General features: G+C 41.8%; 29 protein-coding genes. All 29 read left to right on the top strand.

From position 1 onward, the window contains the following. Nucleotides 1–90: 90 nt before the first annotated feature. Nucleotides 91–1,401, top strand: a complete 1,311-nt coding sequence (locus ACTCNA_RS03185; protein WP_462946453.1) for an HlyD family secretion protein — start codon at nucleotides 91–93, stop codon at nucleotides 1,399–1,401. A 219-nt stretch (nucleotides 1,402–1,620) separates the two neighbouring features. Then, a complete protein-coding gene (rpsL, locus tag ACTCNA_RS03190; protein WP_073173421.1) occupies nucleotides 1,621–1,995 on the top strand; it encodes a 30S ribosomal protein S12 in 375 nt (124 codons plus the stop codon). A gap of 130 nt (nucleotides 1,996–2,125) precedes the next feature. Continuing rightward, nucleotides 2,126–2,602: a 30S ribosomal protein S7 gene (rpsG, locus tag ACTCNA_RS03195; RefSeq protein ID WP_462946454.1), complete on the top strand. Its 477-nt coding sequence runs from the start codon at nucleotides 2,126–2,128 to the stop codon at nucleotides 2,600–2,602. Nucleotides 2,603–2,660: 58 nt separating this feature from the next. Further along, the gene (gene fusA, locus ACTCNA_RS03200) at nucleotides 2,661–4,772 is read left to right on the top strand and encodes an elongation factor G (RefSeq protein ID WP_462946455.1); all 2,112 of its coding nucleotides are present in this window, start codon (nucleotides 2,661–2,663) and stop codon (nucleotides 4,770–4,772) included. A 21-nt stretch (nucleotides 4,773–4,793) separates the two neighbouring features. Next, nucleotides 4,794–5,099 (top strand): 30S ribosomal protein S10, encoded by a 306-nt coding sequence (rpsJ, locus tag ACTCNA_RS03205; RefSeq protein ID WP_027472457.1) that lies wholly within the window; start codon nucleotides 4,794–4,796, stop codon nucleotides 5,097–5,099. Between the two features lie 21 nt (nucleotides 5,100–5,120). Continuing rightward, nucleotides 5,121–5,750, top strand: a complete 630-nt coding sequence (gene rplC / locus ACTCNA_RS03210) for a 50S ribosomal protein L3 (protein WP_462946456.1) — start codon at nucleotides 5,121–5,123, stop codon at nucleotides 5,748–5,750. Beyond that, nucleotides 5,741–6,379 carry a 50S ribosomal protein L4 gene (rplD, locus tag ACTCNA_RS03215; protein WP_462946457.1) on the top strand — a complete coding sequence of 213 codons (639 nt, stop codon included), beginning with the start codon at nucleotides 5,741–5,743 and terminating at the stop codon, nucleotides 6,377–6,379. Before rplC ends, rplD begins: the two co-directional genes overlap by 10 nt. A 4-nt stretch (nucleotides 6,380–6,383) precedes the next feature. Then, a complete protein-coding gene (gene rplW, locus ACTCNA_RS03220; RefSeq protein WP_462946458.1) occupies nucleotides 6,384–6,674 on the top strand; it encodes a 50S ribosomal protein L23 in 291 nt (96 codons plus the stop codon). A gap of 8 nt (nucleotides 6,675–6,682) precedes the next feature. After that, a complete protein-coding gene (gene rplB / locus ACTCNA_RS03225; RefSeq protein ID WP_462946459.1) occupies nucleotides 6,683–7,507 on the top strand; it encodes a 50S ribosomal protein L2 in 825 nt (274 codons plus the stop codon). A 16-nt stretch (nucleotides 7,508–7,523) separates the two neighbouring features. After that, on the top strand, nucleotides 7,524–7,790 hold the full coding sequence (gene rpsS / locus ACTCNA_RS03230) for a 30S ribosomal protein S19 (protein WP_462946460.1): 267 nt from the start codon (nucleotides 7,524–7,526) through the stop codon (nucleotides 7,788–7,790). Between the two features lie 29 nt (nucleotides 7,791–7,819). Then, nucleotides 7,820–8,242: a 50S ribosomal protein L22 gene (gene rplV, locus ACTCNA_RS03235; protein WP_462946461.1), complete on the top strand. Its 423-nt coding sequence runs from the start codon at nucleotides 7,820–7,822 to the stop codon at nucleotides 8,240–8,242. Between the two features lie 3 nt (nucleotides 8,243–8,245). Further along, nucleotides 8,246–8,959 (top strand): 30S ribosomal protein S3, encoded by a 714-nt coding sequence (gene rpsC, locus ACTCNA_RS03240; RefSeq protein WP_073173450.1) that lies wholly within the window; start codon nucleotides 8,246–8,248, stop codon nucleotides 8,957–8,959. A 31-nt stretch (nucleotides 8,960–8,990) separates the two neighbouring features. Continuing rightward, on the top strand, nucleotides 8,991–9,413 hold the full coding sequence (gene rplP / locus ACTCNA_RS03245; protein ID WP_073173453.1) for a 50S ribosomal protein L16: 423 nt from the start codon (nucleotides 8,991–8,993) through the stop codon (nucleotides 9,411–9,413). A 14-nt stretch (nucleotides 9,414–9,427) separates the two neighbouring features. Then, nucleotides 9,428–9,631, top strand: coding sequence for a 50S ribosomal protein L29 (gene rpmC, locus ACTCNA_RS03250; RefSeq protein WP_462946462.1), 204 nt, complete (start codon nucleotides 9,428–9,430; stop codon nucleotides 9,629–9,631). Further along, nucleotides 9,615–9,905, top strand: coding sequence for a 30S ribosomal protein S17 (gene rpsQ, locus ACTCNA_RS03255; RefSeq protein ID WP_462946463.1), 291 nt, complete (start codon nucleotides 9,615–9,617; stop codon nucleotides 9,903–9,905). Before rpmC ends, rpsQ begins: the two co-directional genes overlap by 17 nt. 2 nt (nucleotides 9,906–9,907) lie before the next feature. Next, the gene (gene rplN, locus ACTCNA_RS03260; protein ID WP_073173456.1) at nucleotides 9,908–10,273 is read left to right on the top strand and encodes a 50S ribosomal protein L14; all 366 of its coding nucleotides are present in this window, start codon (nucleotides 9,908–9,910) and stop codon (nucleotides 10,271–10,273) included. 18 nt (nucleotides 10,274–10,291) lie between these two features. Beyond that, a complete protein-coding gene (rplX, locus tag ACTCNA_RS03265; RefSeq protein ID WP_073173460.1) occupies nucleotides 10,292–10,615 on the top strand; it encodes a 50S ribosomal protein L24 in 324 nt (107 codons plus the stop codon). Further along, the gene (rplE, locus tag ACTCNA_RS03270) at nucleotides 10,615–11,172 is read left to right on the top strand and encodes a 50S ribosomal protein L5 (RefSeq protein ID WP_073173463.1); all 558 of its coding nucleotides are present in this window, start codon (nucleotides 10,615–10,617) and stop codon (nucleotides 11,170–11,172) included. The genes rplX and rplE overlap by 1 nt, the downstream gene beginning before the upstream one ends. A 3-nt stretch (nucleotides 11,173–11,175) precedes the next feature. Continuing rightward, nucleotides 11,176–11,445, top strand: coding sequence for a 30S ribosomal protein S14 (gene rpsN / locus ACTCNA_RS03275; protein WP_462946466.1), 270 nt, complete (start codon nucleotides 11,176–11,178; stop codon nucleotides 11,443–11,445). Between the two features lie 18 nt (nucleotides 11,446–11,463). After that, complete coding sequence (gene rpsH / locus ACTCNA_RS03280) at nucleotides 11,464–11,871, top strand: 30S ribosomal protein S8 (protein WP_462946467.1); 408 nt, start codon at nucleotides 11,464–11,466, stop codon at nucleotides 11,869–11,871. A 15-nt stretch (nucleotides 11,872–11,886) separates the two neighbouring features. Further along, nucleotides 11,887–12,444, top strand: coding sequence for a 50S ribosomal protein L6 (gene rplF, locus ACTCNA_RS03285; protein WP_462946468.1), 558 nt, complete (start codon nucleotides 11,887–11,889; stop codon nucleotides 12,442–12,444). A 21-nt stretch (nucleotides 12,445–12,465) separates the two neighbouring features. Further along, a complete protein-coding gene (gene rplR / locus ACTCNA_RS03290) occupies nucleotides 12,466–12,822 on the top strand; it encodes a 50S ribosomal protein L18 (RefSeq protein ID WP_462946469.1) in 357 nt (118 codons plus the stop codon). A gap of 7 nt (nucleotides 12,823–12,829) precedes the next feature. After that, nucleotides 12,830–13,345, top strand: coding sequence for a 30S ribosomal protein S5 (gene rpsE, locus ACTCNA_RS03295; protein ID WP_462946470.1), 516 nt, complete (start codon nucleotides 12,830–12,832; stop codon nucleotides 13,343–13,345). Between the two features lie 7 nt (nucleotides 13,346–13,352). After that, complete coding sequence (gene rpmD, locus ACTCNA_RS03300; protein ID WP_462946471.1) at nucleotides 13,353–13,532, top strand: 50S ribosomal protein L30; 180 nt, start codon at nucleotides 13,353–13,355, stop codon at nucleotides 13,530–13,532. 23 nt (nucleotides 13,533–13,555) lie between these two features. Beyond that, the gene (rplO, locus tag ACTCNA_RS03305; RefSeq protein WP_462946472.1) at nucleotides 13,556–14,002 is read left to right on the top strand and encodes a 50S ribosomal protein L15; all 447 of its coding nucleotides are present in this window, start codon (nucleotides 13,556–13,558) and stop codon (nucleotides 14,000–14,002) included. 6 nt (nucleotides 14,003–14,008) lie between these two features. Next, a complete protein-coding gene (gene secY, locus ACTCNA_RS03310; RefSeq protein ID WP_462946473.1) occupies nucleotides 14,009–15,343 on the top strand; it encodes a preprotein translocase subunit SecY in 1,335 nt (444 codons plus the stop codon). A gap of 159 nt (nucleotides 15,344–15,502) precedes the next feature. After that, on the top strand, nucleotides 15,503–15,724 hold the full coding sequence (gene infA, locus ACTCNA_RS03315) for a translation initiation factor IF-1 (RefSeq protein WP_053187509.1): 222 nt from the start codon (nucleotides 15,503–15,505) through the stop codon (nucleotides 15,722–15,724). A 12-nt stretch (nucleotides 15,725–15,736) separates the two neighbouring features. Then, nucleotides 15,737–15,853, top strand: a complete 117-nt coding sequence (gene rpmJ, locus ACTCNA_RS03320; RefSeq protein WP_072998287.1) for a 50S ribosomal protein L36 — start codon at nucleotides 15,737–15,739, stop codon at nucleotides 15,851–15,853. Nucleotides 15,854–15,879: 26 nt separating this feature from the next. After that, complete coding sequence (rpsM, locus tag ACTCNA_RS03325) at nucleotides 15,880–16,257, top strand: 30S ribosomal protein S13 (protein ID WP_073173492.1); 378 nt, start codon at nucleotides 15,880–15,882, stop codon at nucleotides 16,255–16,257. The last annotated feature ends 6 nt before the right edge of the window (nucleotides 16,258–16,263 follow it).

Consider the following 16,263-nt stretch of genomic DNA (forward strand, 5'->3'; position numbering starts at 1 on the left):
ATTTCACAATGTCTCAATTTTGCAATTTCACAATGTCACAATTTTTCAGTTTCACAGTTTTACAATTTCATAGTTCAACCATTTTACAATTTGAATACAAATAATAACATAGAAATTCGATCCGACGAAGTACAGGAGATTTTGGGTACGCCACCGCGTTGGATTGTGCGTTGGGGCATAACCATTATGTTACTTGTGGTCGCTGTTTTGCTGGCCGGTAGTTACTTTTATAAATACCCCGATTTAATTTCTTCCCGCATAACCATTCTTTCAGAAAATCCACCCGTGCAAATTGTAGCCAAATCTGATGGTAAAATAGATAAACTTTTTGTCTCTAACAACCAGCAGGTGAATCAGGGCGATTTGTTGGCTGTTATTGAAAATACAGCGAATTATAACGATGCTTACCGGCTGCTCGCTAAACTTGATTCCATTAATGAAGTTTTTGCCAAACAAGAAATGTTCAGGTTTGTCTCTTTTGATGAAAATTACAGTCTCGGGCAATACCATTCCTACTTTTCATCCTTTATTAGCCAGCTTCGAAGTTACCATACATTTTTAACGTTCAATCCTTACGACCAGCGGATTGAATCGCTTGAAGAGCAGGTAACCGACTACAGGGTTTACTTTAATAAATCGCGGGAGGAGATAAACGTTTTGAGGCAGGATTATGAACTGGCTTTTGGTCAGTTTGTCCGTGACTCAACACTTTATCGTCAGCAGCTTATTTCCGAATCGGATTATGAAAAATCGAAAGCTGCTATGCTGAAACAAAAATTAGCCTACCAGCAGGCAATGACAGAACTGGCCAATATTCAAATGACAATGAACAACCTGCAGCAGCAAATCAGGGAACAGCAGGTTTTAAAAGCCGAGGCCGAAAATCAGTTGCTGTCTGTTTTAAAAGAAAGATACGACAATCTGAAAAATCAACTCATCAGCTGGGAGCAGGCATTTATTTTGAAAACACCAATTGAAGGACAAGTTACTTTCACGAATGTGTGGAGCGCCAATCAATATGTTACCACAGGGGATGTTGTATTTACAGTAGTCCCCAATCAGGAGCAGAACATTATCGGCAGGGCGCAAGTTCCAATTGCCGGTGCCGGGAAAATTAAACCCGGGCAACGGGTTAATATTAAGCTCGATAATTATCCGCACATGGAATTCGGAATAGTGGAAGGCAAAATAACCAACATATCGAAAGTTCCGGTCACAACTGAAGGAGGCGCATTTTATACGGTTGAAGTTTCGCTTGTTAACAATCTGGTAACCAACTACAACAGGGAGCTGCCATTCAGCCAGGAAATGCAGGGAACTGCCGAAATTGTTACCAAAGACCGGCGCTTAATCCAACGACTTGTTGATCCTATTATTTCTGTGGCAAAAGAAAGATTGTAGAACCGCAAAAAACAGCCCCCCACATTGACTTATCAACTTTAATTTTTTGAAAAAAAAGTAGGAAAAAGTTTGTTCTTTGCTCAAAATTAGTACTTTTGCGTGCCGTTTTTCAGGGTGAAAAGATAAAATAGAGCCGGGAAAACATTGTTTTTATTGAAATTTAACATACTTTTGCAGTCCATTTTTAAGGATTATTAACTAAATAAAAAACAGGTATTTATGCCAACTATTCAACAATTAGTTAGGAAAGGAAGACAAACCCGGGTGGAGAAAAGTAAATCCCCGGCCCTTGACTCATGCCCGCAACGTCGTGGCGTTTGTGTACGTGTTTACACAACAACACCCAAAAAACCGAATTCGGCCATGCGTAAAGTGGCAAGGGTAAGGTTAACAAATGGAAAAGAAGTGAATGCTTACATTCCGGGCGAAGGACATAACCTGCAGGAACACTCCATTGTTTTGGTGCGTGGTGGCAGGGTAAAAGACTTGCCTGGTGTGCGTTATCACCTTATTCGCGGAGCCCTCGATACCGCAGGTGTTGAAGGCCGTTTGCAGCGCCGTTCGAAATACGGAGCTAAAAGACCCAAGAAATAATTTAATTTTTTTTAATAACAAACTGGTTATTTAGTGGTTTGGTTGAGTAAGTAAGTCTCTCAAGTCTTCCGGGGACAAGCTGAAGACCGCCGAAGGGCAGCCGATTTAAATAACACTTAAAGAGTACAAAATGAGAAAGACAAAACCGAAGAAGCGGATTATTTTACCGGACCCGATTTTTAATGATGTATTGGTAACCCGGTTTGTCAACGACCTGATGCAAGACGGGAAAAAATCAGTAGCTTATGCTATTTTTTACGATACGTTAAAACTGGTTGAACAGCGTGTTAAAGATACTGAACTGACACCCCTTGAAATCTGGAAAAAAGCGTTGGAAAATGTTGCCCCTGCTGTTGAGGTTAAAAGCCGCCGTGTAGGTGGTGCTACCTTTCAGGTTCCTATGGAAATCAGGCAGGAGCGGAAAATGGCTATCAGTATTAAAAACATGATTTTATTTGCCCGCAAACGTTCGGGTAAATCAATGGCCGATAAACTGGCGGCAGAAGTAGTTGCTGCATACAACGGTGAAGGCGGTGCCTTTAAACGTAAAGAAGATACCCACCGCATGGCCGAAGCCAACCGCGCTTTCGCACATTTCAGATTTTAGTTTAGTGGTTATTAATGGCATAGTAAAATAATCAGGATTAGAAAATTGGTATTAAAATATGGCTAAGCAAGATCTGAAAAATACAAGAAACATTGGCATCATGGCCCACATCGATGCCGGCAAAACAACCGTTACAGAACGAATACTGTTCTATACCGGGTTAACTCACCGGCTGGGTGAAACACATGATGGCTCTGCCACTATGGACTGGATGGAGCAGGAGCAGGAACGGGGTATTACAATTACTTCGGCTGCTACTACTACCTTCTGGAAATATAAAGACCAGGAACACAAAATTAATATAATCGATACTCCCGGACATGTCGATTTTACTGTTGAAGTTGAACGTTCACTCAGGATACTCGACGGAACTGTGGCACTCTTTTGTGCCGTAGGTGGTGTTGAGGCACAATCTGAAACGGTGTGGCGCCAGGCCGAAAAATACGGTGTGCCGCGCATTGCTTTTGTGAATAAAATGGATCGCCAGGGAGCCGATTTCTTTAATGTTTATAATGAAATTAAAGAAAAACTGGGGGCTAATCCTATTCCACTTCAGATTCCTATTGGTTCTGAACAAAGCTTCTCAGGAGTAATCGACTTAATTGAAATGAAAGCGGTTCGCTGGTTCGACGACGAAACCATGGGAACCAACTACAGTTTGGAAGAAATTCCGGAAGATCTTAAAGAACAAGCGGAGGAATGGCGCGGAAAACTGGTTGAATCAGTTGCCGAAATTGATGATGATCTTTTGGAACGCTATTTCGAAGATCCGGATTCGATTACCAAAGAAGAAATGCTCGCAGTTATCCGCAAGGCAACCATCGATGGCATAATCGTACCGTTAATGTGCGGTTCTGCATTTAAAAACAAAGGCGTTCAACGCCTGCTCGATGCTGTTTGTGCTTTCCTTCCCAGCCCGCTCGATAAAGGCGATATTACCGGTGTTAACCCGTCAACTCAAAAAGAAGAAATCCGTACTGCCAACGTTGATGAGCCAATGGCGGCTCTCGCATTTAAAATTGCTACTGACCCGTTTGTTGGCCGGCTGGCATATATGCGCGTTTATTCCGGTAAAATTGAGGCCGGAAGCCAGGTATTGAATATTCGTACCGGGAAAAAAGAACGCATTTCGCGCCTTTACCAGATGCACTCCAACAAACAAAATCCCAAAGATGTAATTGAAGCAGGTGATATTTGCGCCGCTGTAGGCTTTAAAGATATTCGTACCGGTGATACCCTTTGCGATTTAAAGCATCACATTGAGCTGGAAAGCATGGAATTTCCGGAACCGGTGATAGGTATCGCTGTTGAGCCCAAATCGCAGAAAGACCTCGACCGTTTGGGGAATGGGCTGTCAAAACTGGCAGAAGAAGACCCTACATTCCAGGTTCAAACCGATCACGATTCAGGTCAGACAATTATCCGTGGGATGGGTGAACTGCACCTCGAAATTATTATCGACAGGTTAAGAAGAGAATTCAAGGTTGAATGTAACCAGGGGACACCACAGGTTGCATACAAAGAAGCAATCAGCAATCCCGTTGAGTTCCGCGAAGTATTCAAGAAACAAACCGGGGGCCGTGGTAAATTTGCCGATATACAGGTAAAAATTGAACCTGCCGAAGATGCCAAACAAGGCCTCGAATTCATCGATAAAGTTAAAGGAGGAAATATTCCGCGTGAATACATTCCTTCAGTACAAAAAGGTTTCGAAGAGGCAATGTCTAACGGGCCGCTTGCCGGATTTCCCGTTGATGGGCTTAAAGTTACTTTGCTCGACGGCTCGTTCCACCCTGTGGATTCAGACCAGTTGTCGTTCGAAATTTGTGCAAAGCAGGCATTCAGGAACGCTGCATCAAAAGCAGGCCCTAAATTGCTCGAACCCATTATGAACCTGGAAATTGTAACTCCGGAAGAATACATGGGCGATATTATTGCCGACCTGAACCGCAGAAGAGGTGAAGTTGCCGGTATGGAAACCAAAGGAAACGCGAAAGTTATTGAAGCCAACGTTCCGTTGGCCGAGCAGTTCGGTTATGTTACCGTGTTGCGGACATTATCGTCAGGAAGAGCCACTTCTTCAATGGAATTCAGCCATTATCAGGAAGTGCCGCGCAACCTGGCGGAAAAGGTACTTGAAAATGTACAAGGTAGAGTTGATTTATTATAAATATTTAATTGAGTTCTCATCATGAGCCAAAAGATCAGGATTAAGCTGAAATCGTACGATCACAATTTGGTTGACAAGTCGGCTGAGAAGATCGTAAAAACAGTAAAAACAACTGGAGCTGTTGTAAGTGGTCCAATTCCACTGCCAACACACAAAAGGGTGTTTACTGTTTTGCGTTCAACCTTTGTAAATAAAAAATCAAGGGAGCAGTTTCAATTGTCATCTTACAAAAGGTTGATTGACATCTACAGCTCAACTGCAAAAACAATTGACGCCTTAATGAAGCTGGAATTACCCAGTGGCGTTGAAGTAGAAATTAAAGTTTGATAATTTAAAAAAGTAGTCGAAATGGCTGGACTTATTGGAAAAAAAATCGGAATGACATCCGTATTCAGTGTTGAGGGGAAAAATGTCCCATGCACTGTGATTGAAGCCGGTCCCTGTGTAGTTACGCAGGTTAAGACCAAAGAAAAAGAAGGCTACGATGCGCTGCAACTTGCTTACGGTGACAAAAAAGAAAACAAAGCCACCAAAGCAGAGTTTGGGCACTTTAAAAAGGCTGGTGTTACACCAAAGCGCAAAGTAGTAGAGTTTAGGAACACCTACCGGGGAGAATTTAATCTTGGTGACCCTGTAACTGTTGACATTTTTCACGAACTGGATTATGTCGATGTTGTGGGAACTTCCAAAGGAAAAGGATTCCAGGGAGTAGTAAAACGCCATAATTTCCATGGTGTTAACGATGCTACCCACGGTCAGCATAACCGACTGAGAGCACCGGGTTCAATTGGTGCATCATCGTGGCCTAGCCGCGTTTTTAAAGGTATGCGTATGGCCGGACGAGACGGTAACGAAACCATAACCATCGAAAACCTGATGGTATTAAAAGTGATTCCTGAGAAGAATTTATTAGTGGTGAAAGGTTCGGTGCCTGGCGCCAAAGGTTCATACTTAATTATTAGGAAACAATGGAACTAAGTGTACTGAATAAAGAAGGAAAAGATACGGGAAGAAAGGTTACGTTAAGCGACCAGATTTTTGGAATCGAACCCAGCGACCATGCTATTTACTTAGATGTAAAACAATATTTGGCAAACAAACGACAGGGAACCCACAAATCCAAAGAGCGCTCAGAAGTAACCGGAAGTACCCGTAAGATAAAAAGACAAAAAGGAACCGGTACAGCACGTGCCGGCGATATTAAATCGCCAATTTTCCGCGGAGGGGGTACCGCATTTGGCCCGCGTCCGAAAAGCTACAGTTTTAAACTTAACAAAAAAGTTAAACAACTGGCACGTAAATCGGCACTCTCATACAAAGCCCGTGAAAACGGTATTGTTGTAGTTGAAGATTTTAATATGGAAGCACCCAAAACGAAAGAAATTGTGAATATGAAAAGCAATTTGCAAATTGCTGATAAAAAGTCACTTTTCGTTTTACCAGCCGAAAATAATAACATATATTTGTCGTCCAGAAATTTGCGCGATGTTTCGGTTGTATTAGCTTCTGAACTAAATACTTATAATATTTTAAACGCAAAGTCTGTTGTTCTTCTCGAAGGTTCGGTGAAGAAAATAGAAGAGGCTTTTAAACTAAAAGGCGATTAATAAGATGGAAATTTTAATAAAACCATTGGTTACCGAGAAAATGAACGAGCTGTCAGAACGGTTCACCCGTTACGGCTTTATTGTTGATCGCAATGCAACCAAACCGCAAATTAGAAAAGCGGTTGAAAACATGTATAATGTAAAAGTAGATTCTGTCAATACAGTGGTTTACGGTGGTAAAATGAAGTCCAGATACACCAAATCAGGCGTTATCACCGGAAAAACCAATGCTTACAAAAAAGCAATCGTTACATTGGCAGAAGGAGACAGTATAGATTTTTACAGTAATATTTAATTAATAAAATGGCAGTAAGAAAATTAAAACCAGTAACTCCGGGTCAGAGGCACAAAATAATTGGTGCTTTTGATACCATTACTGCATCTACACCTGAAAAATCATTGTTGGAGCCCCTGCGGAAAACTGGTGGCAGGAATAACCAGGGCCGCATGACGATGAGGTATAGAGGTGGGGGACACAAACGCAAATACCGTGTTATCGACTTTAAACGCGATAAAGACGGTGTTGCAGCTGTTGTCGATTCAATTCAGTACGATCCAAACCGTTCTGCCCGAATCGCCCTCGTGAAATACGAAGATGGCGAGAAAAGGTACGTTGTTGCGCCAAACGGGTTGCAAGTTGGGCAAACAATTAAAAGCGGTTCAGGTGTCGCTCCTGAAGTTGGAAATTCCCTTCCCCTGTCCGAAATACCTCTCGGTACTTTGGTTCACAACATTGAGCTCCATCCTGGTCAGGGTGGTGTGATGGCACGTAGTGCAGGCGCATTTGCGCAATTGACCTCTCGTGAAGGTAAATATGCAATACTGAAATTACCTTCAGGCGAATCTCGTATGGTACTAACAACCTGCAGGGCAACTGTTGGAACTGTTGGAAATGCAGAACATAACCTCGAAGAATCCGGTAAAGCCGGTCGCTCACGTTGGTTAGGAAGAAGGCCAAGAGTACGTGGTGTTGTTATGAACCCGGTCGATCACCCAATGGGTGGTGGAGAAGGCCGTGCTTCAGGCGGACACCCAAGATCACGTAAAGGTGTTCTGGCGAAAGGGTACAAAACCCGTTCGAAGAAAAAAGCGTCCAACAGGTACATTGTAGAACGTAAGAAAAAATAATTAAAGGAAAGTAATTATGAGTCGTTCGTTAAAAAAAGGCCCGTTTATCGATGTTAATCTTGACAAGAAAATTAGCACGATGAATGATGCAGGGAAAAAATCGGTTGTAAAAACCTGGGCCAGGGCTTCAGTAATTTCTCCTGATTTTGTAGGCCATACCATAGCCGTACACAACGGAAACAAATTTATTCCGGTTTACATTACCGAGAATATGGTAGGTCATCGTTTGGGTGAATTTGCACCCACACGCACATACAGGGGACATGCTGGTAACAGAAGATAGGCATATTTTAATTTTAAAAAGAAGAAAGAATGGGTGCCAGAAAAAGATTAGCAGCTGAAAAACGTAAAGAAGAAAGAAAGCAACAATATTATGCTGTTTTAAAAAATTGCCCTACATCTCCACGAAAAATGAGGCTTGTAGCCGATTTGATCCGCGGCATGGAGGTGAATCACGCGTTAGATGTCTTGAAATATTCCTCGAAAGAAGCATCGCGCAGGGTAGAAAAACTCCTTTTATCAGCCATTGCCAACTGGCAGGCTAAAAACGAAGGAGAACGTTTAGAGGAAAGTGAATTATACGTAAAAAATATCATGGTAGATTCAGGCCGAATTCTGAAAAGGTTACGCCCGGCTCCCCAGGGTCGGGCTCACCGAATCAGAAAACGTTCCAATCACGTGACACTTTACGTAGACCGAAAAGAAAATGTTGTTGAAGAAAATCTTAATCAGTAGTACATGGGACAAAAAGTAAATCCAGTTTCAAATCGTTTAGGGTTCATCAAAGGATGGGACTCGAATTGGTTCGGTGGTGACGATTACGGCGACAAGCTGGCCGAAGATCAAAAAATAAGGGAATATTTGAATGCCCGTTTGGCCAAAGCCAGTATATCCAGAATCGTGATTGAGCGCACATTGAAGCTCATAACCATTACCGTACACACTTCACGCCCAGGTATTATTATTGGTAAAGGTGGACAGGAAGTCGATAAACTGAAAGAAGAGCTGAAGAAGATTACCAGTAAAGAAGTTCAGATCAACATTTTCGAGATCAAACGTCCTGAACTCGATGCCAAAATTGTTGCCAACAACATTGCACGGCAAATCGAGGGTAAAATTGCTTACCGCAGGGCAGTTAAAATGGCTATCGCTTCAACCATGAGAATGGGAGCTGAAGGTATTAAAGTATTGGTTTCAGGCAGGTTGAACGGAGCAGAAATGGCACGTGCAGAAATGTACAAAGATGGCCGTACTCCGTTGCACACGCTCCGGGCCGATATCGATTATGCACTGGCAGAAGCGCTGACCAAAACCGGGCTTATCGGAGTAAAAGTCTGGATATGCAAAGGAATGGTTTACGGTAACCGCGACCTCTCACCAAACGTTGGCCAGAAACAAGGCCGCGGAGGCAAAGGAGTTGGCGGCGGAGCACGTAACAGAAGAAGAAAATAGTGGTTAATAACACTCATTAAGTTATAAAAGAATGTTACAGCCAAAAAAGGTAAAATTCAGAAGAGTACAAAAGGGCCGGATGAAAGGCAATTCCCAACGCGGGAACCAGCTCGCTTTCGGTTCGTTTGGAATAAAATCGTTGGAAGAATCGTGGATTACCGGAAGGCAGATTGAAGCTGCCAGGGTTGCGGTAACCCGTCACATGCAACGACAAGGACAAATATGGATACGAATATTTCCCGATAAGCCAATTACCAAAAAACCCGCCGAAGTGCGCATGGGGAAAGGTAAAGGAGCTCCGGAAGCATTTGTTGCACCGGTATCGCCAGGGCGGATTATTATTGAAGCCGACGGCGTATCGCACGAAATGGCCAAAGAGGCATTGCGCCTTGCAGCCCAAAAGTTGCCGGTAACAACAAAGTTTGTGGTTAGGAGAGATTTTGTTGAAGAATAAAAAGGTGAATGAATATGAAAACTTCAGAAATTAAAGAATTGACGACAAAAGAAATCGTCGAGAGAATTGATACCGAAAAGGAAAATCTTGTTCGCCTTCGCTTGAACCATGCAGTTTCGCCACTTGATAACCCTTTGAAATTAAAGGAAACCAAGAAGAATATTGCAAGGCTCAAAACTGTTCTTCGTCAAAGGGAATTAAGTGAAAACCAGAATTAATTCAACGATGGAAGAAAATAAAGTGAGAAATCTCAGAAAAGAGCGAATCGGGGTTGTTGTTAGCGATAAAATGGACAAAACCATTGTGGTTGCTGAAAAAAAGAAAATGAAGCATGCCATGTACGGGAAGTTCGTGAATAAAACAACAAAATTTCATGCCCACGATGAGAAAAATGACTGCAACATTGGCGATAAAGTGCGGATTATGGAAACTCGTCCGCTGAGTAAAAGCAAACGTTGGAGATTAGTTGAAATAATTGAAAGAGCGAAGTAATCATGATACAACAAGAAACAAGATGTTCGGTTGCCGATAACAGTGGGGCCAAAGATGTACTCTGTGTACGTGTTCTTGGAGGTACGAGGAAACGTTATGCTTCGCTTGGCGATACTGTTGTTGTTTCGGTAAAAAGTGCCATACCGGGCAGTGAAGTGAAAAAAGGTTCAGTATCCAGGGCAATTGTAGTGCGCACCAATAAAGAAGTACGCCGTACAGACGGTTCGTACATCCGGTTCGACGATAATGCCGTTGTACTGTTAAACAATCTGGGAGAAATGCGCGGAACCCGTATTTTCGGGCCCGTTGCACGCGAGTTAAGAGATAAAAATATGAAAATTATTTCTCTTGCACCAGAAGTACTGTAATTTGAAAAAGCTCAAGAAATGCAGAAAAAGTTACACATAAAGAAAGGTGACACTGTGGTTGTGATTACCGGAAACTACAAAGGCCAGAAAGGCCGCGTACTTGAAGTAATCAGAAATAACGACAGAGCAATTGTGGAAGGTGTGAACCTGGTAAAAAAACATACCAAACCCAATGCAGATAATCCGCAGGGTGGTATTATCGAACAGGAAGCACCGATTCATATCTCAAACCTGATGCTGGTTGATCCGAAAAGCGGAGAAAGAACCCGTATTGGGCGCAGAGAAAATGATAAAGGTAAATTAATACGTTATTCCAAAAAATCTGGAGAGGAGATTAAGTAATGGCTTACGTACCAACTCTAAAAAAGAAATATCAGGAAGAAATAATTCCTGCACTGAAGAAGGAGTACAACTATTCCTCTGTCATGCAGGTTCCGAAATTGGAAAAAATTGTCCTTAACCAGGGCGTGGGAGATGCTATTGCCGACAAAAAAATTATTGACATTGCCCAACAGGAAATGACAATGATTGCCGGACAAAAAGCAGTTCAAACCATGTCTAAAAAAGACATTTCCAATTTTAAACTGAGAAGGAAAATGCCAATCGGGGTGCGCGTTACATTGCGCCACGACCGGATGTATGAATTCCTCGACCGTCTTATTTCGGCAGCATTGCCACGTATTCGCGATTTTCGCGGTATCGAAAGTAAAATGGACGGAAGTGGAAACTACACACTCGGTGTGCCGGAACAAATCGTATTCCCCGAAATCGTTCTGGATAAAGTGAGTAAAATTAATGGTATGAATATTACCTTTGTTACTTCTGCAAAAACCGACGAAGAAGGTTTTGCTCTGTTAAAAGAATTAGGTTTACCATTTAAAAACATTAAAAAGAACTAAGCTATGGCCAAGGAATCAATGAAAGCCCGCGAAAGAAAAAGGGCAAAGCTAGTTGAAAAATATGCCGGGAAAAGGGCCAGGCTGAAAGCCGAAGGAGATTGGGAAGGTTTGCAGAAGTTGCCTAAAAATTCTTCCAGGGTACGTTTGCACAACCGTTGCAAACTTACCGGAAGGCCAAAAGGTTACATGAGGCAATTTGGAATCAGCAGAATCAATTTCCGCGAAATGGCTTCAGAAGGTTTAATTCCGGGAGTTAAAAAGGCTAGTTGGTAATTGTTAAAGACTTGAATAATGAGTAAAGTATCAGATCCGATAGCAGATTATCTTACAAGGGTGCGTAATGCAATTCTTGCAAAACACCGCGTAGTAGATATCCCAGCTTCAAATTTAAAAAGAGAAATTACCAAAATTCTGAAAGAAAAGGGGTATATTTTAAACTATAAGTTTGAAGACGATAAAGGCTACCAGGGCAATATTAAAATTGCACTGAAATACCACCCCGAAACGAATATATCTGCAATAAAAGGTTTAGAAAGAATTAGTAAACCAGGTTTGCGCCAGTACTGTCACAGTAAAAATGTACCGCGTGTACTCAATGGTTTAGGAATTGCTGTTATTTCAACCTCGAAAGGAGTAATTACCGACAAAGAAGCTCGTGAGCAGAAAGTTGGTGGTGAAGTTTTATGTTACGTGTATTAAAAAAAGGAAAAGATCATGTCAAGAATAGGTAAATGGCCCATTGAAATACCGTCAGGAGTTGAAGTAAAGCTGAACGATGATCATTCCGTTACAGTGAAAGGACCTCTTGGTGAGTTGCACCAAAAGCTAAATCCCGAAATTGAGGTTGAAATTGAAAATAATACCATCAATTTTACCCGTTCGGGTGAAACAAAACGCCTCAAATCGTTGCACGGCTTAAATCGTGCATTGGTTAACAACATGGTTGTTGGCGTTACAAAAGGTTACGAAATAAAATTAGAACTTGTAGGCGTAGGATACCGTGCCGAATTGTTACCGAATAATGTCCTTGACCTTGTTCTGGGTTTTGCACACCATACCTACCTGCAACTCCCGCCCGAAGTACAGGTTGAAGCAAAATCTGATAAACGCAGTAACCCCATTGTCACGCTCAAGAGCGCTGATAAACAATTGATTGGACAGGTAGCTGCTAAAATCAGATCGTTCCGTAAACCAGAACCATACAAAGGAAAAGGGATTAAGTTTGTAGGTGAAGTGTTAAGGCGTAAAGCTGGTAAAGCCGCATCTAAATAATTTTTTGAAAAATTAGTTATTATGGCATTAACAAAAACAGAAAGGCGAAACAGGATAAAAAGCCGGGTGAAAAAAGTAATATCCGGCACAGCTGAACGTCCGCGTTTAAGTGTATTCAGGAGCAATAAACAAATATATGCTCAATTAGTCGACGATGTTAACGCAACAACTTTAGTGGCTGCTGGTTCTACCGAAAAAGAAATTGTTTCGGCAGAAGGCAACAAATCCGAAAAAGCAGCAATGGTTGGTAAACTCATTGCTAAAAAAGCAAAAGATGCCGGCTTCGAAAAAGTTGTATTCGACAGGAGTGGTTATTTATACCACGGCAGAGTTAAACAATTAGCTGACGCGGCCCGTGAAGGCGGCCTTAAATTCTAATAAGATTATGGCGAAAATTAGTAAAAGAGTTAAAACAAGCGACCTTGATTTAAAAGACAGGTTAGTAGCCATTAACCGTGTTACCAAAGTTACAAAAGGTGGACGTACTTTTAGTTTCTCGGCCATTGTAGTTGTAGGTAACGAAGACGGAATTGTAGGCTGGGGCCTTGGTAAAGCAAGCGAAGTTACTACCGCTATTGCCAAAGGCGTTGAAGCCGCTAAAAAGAACCTGGTAAAAGTGCCGGTTATTAACGGTACTATTCCACACGAACAGGCTGCTCGTTATGGTGGAGCTGATGTATTGATTAAGCCCGCCACCCCTGGTACAGGTGTTGTAGCCGGAGGTGCAATGCGTGCTGTTCTCGAAAGTGTTGGAATTACAGATATCCTGGCAAAATCCAAAGGCTCTTCCAACCCGCACAATATGGTTAAAGCTACTATGGAAGCGCTGCTCGAACTGAGAGATGCTTATACCGTAGCCCAGCAAAGAGGTGTATCATTGGAAAAAGTTTTTAAAGGATAACACAGTTATGGCTAAAATAAAAATTACACAGGTAAAAAGTAGCATTGGTTCAACCAAACGCCAGAAAGCAACGCTTGAAGCGCTGGGGTTACGCAAGTTAAACCAGACTATTGAACATGAAGCTACTCCCCAAATTATTGGCATGGCCAATAAACTGGGGCATTTAATTAGTGTTGAAGAAGTATAAAATATTTCAAATAGCTTAAAATTATGGATTTAAGTAAGTTAAAACCTGCTTCGGGTTCTACCAGAAAAGACAAACGTATAGGAAGAGGACAGGGCTCAGGAAGGGGAGGAACATCCACCCGCGGCCACAAAGGTCAGAAATCGAGATCAGGTTATTCCAGGAAAGTAGGTTTTGAAGGTGGTCAAATGCCGTTGCAACGCGTTGTCCCAAAATCAGGTTTTAAAAATTTCAACAGGGTTGAATATAAAGCAATAAACCTCGATGTATTGCAACAACTCGCTGAAAGCAGAAATCAGAACTCAATTGACATGGATACTCTGGTAAATGCAGGCGTGGCTTCAAAAAACGAAAAAGTTAAGATTTTGGGTGGAGGCTCATTAAATCTCAAACTCGATGTTAAAGCCCATGCATTTTCCAAAAGTGCCAAAGAAGCAATTGAAAAATTAGACGGAACCACTGAAATACTGTAAACTGGTATGAAACGATTTATAGAGACCCTAAAGAATATTTACAAAATTGAAGACTTAAGGTTGCGAATCGGAACAACACTGTTCTTTATCTTAATCTACCGATTAGGATCGTTTGTAGCGCTTCCCGGCATTGACCCGGCCCAATTGCAAAATTTAAAAAGTCAAACATCAGATGGGTTGCTTGGGCTGATTGACATGTTTTCAGGAGGTGCATTCTCGCAGGCTTCAATTTTCGCTTTAGGAATTATGCCGTACATTTCTGCCTCAATTGTAATTCAGTTACTCGGAATTGCAGTACCCTATTTCCAGAGGTTGCAGAAAGAGGGAGAGTCAGGAAGAAGGAAAATTAATCAGATTACACGGTATCTAACCGTTGTTATTCTGATATTCCAGTCGCCGGCATATTTAACCAACCTGCATATGCAATTGCCCGCATCGGCATTTGCAATGAAAGGAGCCTTGTTTACGGTTTCTTCAGTAGTTATTCTTACGGCAGGTTCTATGTTTGTTATGTGGTTAGGCGAACGCATTACCGATAAAGGAATCGGTAACGGTATTTCGCTAATCATTATGATTGGAATTATTTCCCGTTTACCTCGCGCAGTTGCCCAGGAATTTGCTTCCCGGATCAACCAGCAAGGTGGAGGACTGGTAATGTTCCTGGTTGAGTTTGTTATCCTGTTCGTCGTGTTTATGGCAGCAATCCTGCTCGTTCAGGGGACGCGCCGTATTCCGGTGCAATATGCCAAACGTATTGTGGGTAACAAACAATATGGCGGGGTACGTCAGTACATCCCGCTTAAAGTTAATGCTGCAGGTGTAATGCCTATCATTTTTGCCCAGGCAATTATGATGGTACCTATTACAATTGTAGGAGTTGCTAATTCTGAAAACCTCAGTGGTGTTGCGGCTGCATTATCAAACATGACTGGTTTTTGGTATAACTTTTTGCAGTTTACGCTGGTAGTTGCATTTACTTATTTTTATACTGCAATTACCATTAACCCAACCCAAATGGCAGAAGACATGAAGAAAAACGGTGGGTTTATTCCCGGCGTTAAACCCGGAAAACGAACGGTTGAATTTCTCGATACTATTATGTCGAGAATTACACTTCCCGGTTCCATTTTCCTCGGTTTAATTACAATTCTTCCTGCTTTTGCAATGTTAATGGGAGTTAACCAGTCGTTTGCCCTGTTTTTTGGCGGGACATCACTGCTTATTCTTGTTGGGGTTGTGTTAGATACACTGCAGCAAATTGAGAGTCACCTGTTGATGCGCCATTACGATGGCCTGACAAAATCGGGCCGGATTAAAGGACGTGCCGGTGGCGGAATTTAATGAGTTTTTAATCTGGTTATAATCAGCCGGAAGGAGATTTTAGTTCTGTTATGTAATATAAAAACCTTCTGTTATCTTTGCAGAAAATTGGATAACAAACAGTGGTTTATAATTACTAATCTATTTTATTGACGAATTTTAAAAAAAACAGATTTTAATATGGCAAAACAGCCTTCCATAGAACAAGATGGAACAATTATCGAAGCATTATCAAACGCGATGTTTCGCGTAGAGTTGGAAAACGGGCATGTAATTACGGCCCATATTTCAGGTAAAATGAGAATGCATTATATTAAAATTTTGCCCGGAGATAAAGTAAAAGTCGAAATGTCTCCTTATGATTTAACCAAAGGAAGAATTACATTTAGGTATAAAAACTAAAGAATAGTTAGAATGAAAACCCGAGTTTCAGTAAAAAAGCGCAGTGCCGAATGTAAAATCGTTCGCCGTAAAGGGCGCTTATATGTGATTAATAAAAAGAACCCGAAGTTTAAACAACGGCAGGGGTAATTTTAATTTGAAAAAAAGTAACTTATATGGCACGTATTGTAGGTGTTGATATTCCTAATAATAAAAGAGGTGAGGTAGCTCTTACCTATATTTTTGGTATTGGCCGCAGCAGGGCTAAAATGATCCTTGAGGAAGCAGGCGTTGATCCAAACGTCAAAGTACAGGATTGGAACGATGACCAGTTTGGAGCTATTCGCCGTGTAATTGGCGACAATTACAAGGTTGAAGGGCAACTTAGATCTGAAGTACAAATGAACATTAAACGATTAATGGACATTGGTTCTTACAGGGGAATTCGTCATCGTATTGGTTTGCCCACGCGAGGACAAAGCACCAAAAACAATGCCCGTACCCGTAAAGGAAAACGGAAAACTGTTGCGAACAAAAAAATGGCCACTAAATAAGGATTT

The sequence above is a fragment of the Tangfeifania sp. genome, assembly GCF_055108615.1.